Here is a 4,225-nt window from a genome sequence, read left to right on the forward strand (position 1 = left end):
ACAGTGTGGTGGCGATGGCGAGAAGGATACACCTGTTCCCATGCCGAACACAGAAGTTAAGCTTCTCTACGCCGAGAGTAGTTGGTGGGTAACTGCCTGCGAGGGTAGGAAGCCGCCACGCTGTTATGGAGGATTAGCTCAGTTGGGAGAGCGTCTGCCTTACAAGCAGAGGGTCACAGGTTCGAGCCCTGTATCCTCCATCGGACCCCTTGGGTCCAGGATCTGAATAGATCCAGCACGAGCCGTTAGCTCAGTTGGTAGAGCATCTGACTTTTAATCAGAGGGTCGACAGTTCGAGCCTGTCACGGCTCATTTCCATTAGTTCCAAAATTGTCTGCGGGTGTGGCGGAACTGGCAGACGCGCTAGATTTAGGTTCTAGTGGTTTATACCGTGGGGGTTCGAGTCCCTTCACCCGCATCAGCAAGAATATTTTCGCCGACTTAGCTCAGCTGGCAGAGCATCTCACTAGTAATGAGGAGGTCGGAGGTTCGAATCCTCTAGTCGGCAGTACAATTGAATATTTAATGCGGAAGTAGTTCAGTGGTAGAACATCACCTTGCCATGGTGGGGGTCGCGAGTTCGAATCTCGTCTTCCGCTTTTCATTTATGCCGGGATGGCGAAACTGGTAGACGCACAGGACTTAAAATCCTGCGGTTAGTGATAACCGTGTCGGTTCGAACCCGACTCTCGGCATTTATGATATGCACCCATAGCGCAATTGGATAGAGTGTCTGACTACGAATCAGAAGGTTGTAGGTTCGACTCCTACTGGGTGCATTTTTTGCGTTTAGCAAAGATTTTTAGATCAGCTCATGCGGAAGTAGTTCAGTGGTAGAACATCACCTTGCCATGGTGGGGGTCGCGAGTTCGAATCTCGTCTTCCGCTCTTACACCGGGAAGTAGCTCAGCTTGGTAGAGCGCTGCGTTCGGGACGCAGAGGTCGTGGGTTCGAATCCCGTTTTCCCGATATTGAAGTCATTGTCTGCGGACGGTGGCTTTTTTATTATATTTGCGTATAATTAAAGTCAACATTAGTCAAACTAGACCGATGCGACAGAAAGGTGGGACGTGATGGCAAGCCAAAATGTGACGGACATCATCGAACGCTACTTAAAAGCGTTACTGGATGCTGAAGAAGAAGTCGAGATCAGACGAGCCCAAGTGGCGCAACGCTTTGATTGCGTCCCTTCGCAGATCAATTATGTGATCAAAACGCGCTTCACGCCAGAACGCGGCTATGTGGTTGAATCCAAGCGCGGCGGTGGCGGTTATATTCGCATCGTCAAAGTCAAAATACGCACAGATTGTGACTTGTTGGCGTGGATGATCGCGCAATTACCAAGTCAAATCAGCGTCCAAGATGCCCGCTTAATGATCCAAAAGTTGTATGATGAAGGCATCGTTGAACAACAAACTGGCAACATGATGCTGAATGTGTTGAGCCACCAAACCTTAAACGTGGCTGACGCAGAAACTGAAAGGCGCTTGCGGGCCCGGTTGCTGTTGTCATTTTTACAAAGCTTACAATATGAACGCACACACTGATCGAAAAGAGGAATGAGTGTATGGATAATCTGTTTACGCCGTCAGCAAAAAACGTGTTAATGATCGCCCAAGAACAAGCCAAGTATTTCCACCACCATGCTGTTGGCACGGAGCATTTGTTGATGGCTTTGGTGATCGAACAAGATGGTATCGCCGGCAAGACCTTGCGTCAGCTGTCAGTCAGCCAAGAAGATGTCCATGATGAGATCGAACGCTTCACCGGCTATGGCACCGTCGACGCCCAAAATCAAAGTGCTGACACTTACTTGCCATACTCGCCAAAAGGCAAAGAGATCTTAAGTTTTGCCGGTGACGAAGCCAAACGCTTAGGCGCTTTGAAAATCGGCACGGAACACATTTTGCTGGGGTTATTACGCGAAGATGATATTTTAGCGGCGCGTATCCTGCAAAACTTGGATTTGTCCTTGTCTAAAACCCGCCAAATGGTCCTGAAGAAAATGGGTATTTCCGAAGCTGCTGCCAAGCCGCGCCAACAAGCGCGCCAAACCAAGCGTCCAGCCAGCCAAGGTACGCCAACGCTGGATGGCCTGGCTCGCGATCTCACCCAATTGGCTCGTGAAAACAAAATGGATCCAGTGGTTGGCCGCGACAAAGAAGTGCGCCGCTTGATCCAGATCTTGGCACGCCGCACCAAAAATAATCCGGTGTTGATCGGTGAACCTGGTGTCGGCAAAACCGCTATTGCAGAAGGCTTTGCTGAAAAAATCGTCGCCGGCTCCGTGCCAAGCGATATGAGACACAAACGCTTGATGATGCTTGATATGGGCTCATTAGTGGCTGGTACCAAGTATCGTGGGGAATTTGAAGACCGCTTGAAGAAAGTCATCGACGAAATTTATGCCGATGGCAACGTGATCTTGTTCATTGATGAATTGCACACCTTGATCGGTGCCGGTGGGGCAGAAGGGGCCATTGATGCCTCAAACATCCTCAAACCAGCCTTGGCCCGTGGGGAACTGCAACTGATCGGGGCGACCACGCTAGACGAATACCAAAAGTACATCGAAAAAGATGCGGCTTTGGAGCGGCGTTTTGCCACGATCCAAGTCAATGAACCGACTGAAGAAGAAGCTGAGCAGATCTTACACGGCTTGCGTGGCCGCTATGAAGCCCATCACGGCGTCACCATCACCGATGACGCATTGCATGAAGCCGTGGTATTGTCCAGCCGCTATATCACCACGCGCTTTTTGCCCGACAAAGCCATCGACTTGGTCGACGAATCTGCTGCCAAAGTGCGCTTAGATGAAGCCGACAAGCCGACGAAAGCGGACAAAATGGAACAGAAGCTGGAAGACTTGGTCAAAGCCAAAGAAGATGCGATCTTGCATCAAGACTTTGAAGAAGCCGCAGTGATCCGGCAAAAAGAACAAAAACTCCGTGAAAAAGTGGCTGAGCAACCTGCTGACGCTGATGAAAATGGCGTGCGCAAAGATGTCAAAGTCACTGGCGAAGATGTCGCTGAAGTGGTCGCCCAATGGACTGGCGTACCTGTCACTCAGCTGCAAAAGAAAGAATCCGAGCGCTTGGTCAACTTGGAAAAAGTCTTGCATGAACGCGTTGTTGGCCAAGATGAAGCCGTCAGCGCCGTATCGCGTGCGATTCGCCGGGCTCGCAGCGGCTTGAAAGACCCAACGCGTCCGATCGGCTCTTTCATGTTCTTAGGCCCCACTGGTGTCGGCAAAACCGAATTAGCCAAGGCCTTGGCTGAAGCGATGTTTGGCACTGAAGACGCGATGATTCGCGTGGACATGTCAGAATATATGGAGAAATTCTCCACGAGTCGCTTGATCGGGGCGGCGCCAGGGTATGTCGGTTATGACGAAGGTGGCCAGCTGACTGAAAAAGTGCGCAATAAGCCATATTCTGTTGTCTTATTAGATGAAGTGGAAAAAGCCCATCCAGATGTGTTCAACATTTTGTTGCAAGTCTTAGATGATGGCTACTTGACGGATTCTAAAGGCCGTCGAGTCGATTTCCGTAACACGATCTTGATCATGACGTCAAACATCGGCGCCACGGCTTTACGGGATGAAAAGACCATGGGCTTTGGGGCCTCTACCAGCAATGGACCTGATTACAAGGCGATGCAAAGTCGCATGCTAGAAGAGCTCAAGCGGGCCTTTCGTCCAGAGTTCTTGAACCGGATCGACGAAACCGTGGTGTTCCACTCCTTAAACAAAGAAGAACTTCATGAAATCGTGAAGATCATGGCCAAGAACGTCTTGAAGCGCTTGGCGGATCAAGATATCAAAGTCAAGATCACCCCTGCTGGCATTGATGCCGTGGCCAAAGCCGGATTTGATCCTGAATACGGTGCCCGTCCGATCCGGCGGGCGTTGCAGCGTGATGTTGAAGATCAGTTATCCGAACTGCTGTTGACAGGCCAAGCCAAAGCTGGCGATTTGATCACGATCGGCGCCAAAGCTGGGAAATTGACCTTTAAAGTCAAACCTGCCACTGAATCAAAAGAACCGGTCAAAGCTTAGACCGCCGAAGTCGTTTTCTTCTATTGAAGAAGGCGACTTTTTTTGGAAATTTGTCAAATGGTGTTGAAGGATAGTTTTTATCCTTTGAAGGTCTCCCCGACCGTGGGAGGCTTTTTTGTTATTTAATTGTTTAAGGAACTATGATGGATGCAGGGATAATGGTATTTT

General features: G+C 49.9%; 2 protein-coding genes, 9 tRNA genes and 1 rRNA gene. All 12 read left to right on the top strand.

Features of this window, described 5'->3' with window-relative positions:
• Positions 1–4 precede the first annotated feature (4 nt).
• Positions 5–121: ribosomal RNA gene (gene rrf, locus ACKTSG_RS13640) — 5S ribosomal RNA — on the top strand.
• A gap of 6 nt (positions 122–127) precedes the next feature.
• Positions 128–200: transfer RNA gene (locus tag ACKTSG_RS13645), tRNA-Val, on the top strand.
• 39 nt (positions 201–239) lie between these two features.
• A tRNA-Lys gene (locus tag ACKTSG_RS13650) sits at positions 240–312 on the top strand.
• A gap of 24 nt (positions 313–336) precedes the next feature.
• A tRNA-Leu gene (locus ACKTSG_RS13655) sits at positions 337–418 on the top strand.
• 17 nt (positions 419–435) lie between these two features.
• Positions 436–508: transfer RNA gene (locus tag ACKTSG_RS13660), tRNA-Thr, on the top strand.
• A 19-nt stretch (positions 509–527) separates the two neighbouring features.
• Positions 528–599, top strand: a tRNA-Gly gene (locus tag ACKTSG_RS13665).
• Positions 600–609: 10 nt separating this feature from the next.
• Positions 610–695: transfer RNA gene (locus ACKTSG_RS13670), tRNA-Leu, on the top strand.
• Positions 696–705: 10 nt separating this feature from the next.
• A tRNA-Arg gene (locus tag ACKTSG_RS13675) sits at positions 706–779 on the top strand.
• 37 nt (positions 780–816) lie between these two features.
• A tRNA-Gly gene (locus ACKTSG_RS13680) sits at positions 817–888 on the top strand.
• 7 nt (positions 889–895) lie between these two features.
• Positions 896–969, top strand: a tRNA-Pro gene (locus ACKTSG_RS13685).
• A gap of 104 nt (positions 970–1,073) precedes the next feature.
• Positions 1,074–1,547: a CtsR family transcriptional regulator gene (locus ACKTSG_RS13690; protein ID WP_407895538.1), complete on the top strand. Its 474-nt coding sequence runs from the start codon at positions 1,074–1,076 to the stop codon at positions 1,545–1,547.
• 20 nt (positions 1,548–1,567) lie between these two features.
• On the top strand, positions 1,568–4,057 hold the full coding sequence (locus tag ACKTSG_RS13695; protein ID WP_407895540.1) for an ATP-dependent Clp protease ATP-binding subunit: 2,490 nt from the start codon (positions 1,568–1,570) through the stop codon (positions 4,055–4,057).
• Positions 4,058–4,225: the final 168 nt, after the last annotated feature.

It is taken from the genome of Lacticaseibacillus salsurae, assembly GCF_045862175.1.
Lineage (GTDB): Bacteria > Bacillota > Bacilli > Lactobacillales > Lactobacillaceae > Lacticaseibacillus > Lacticaseibacillus salsurae.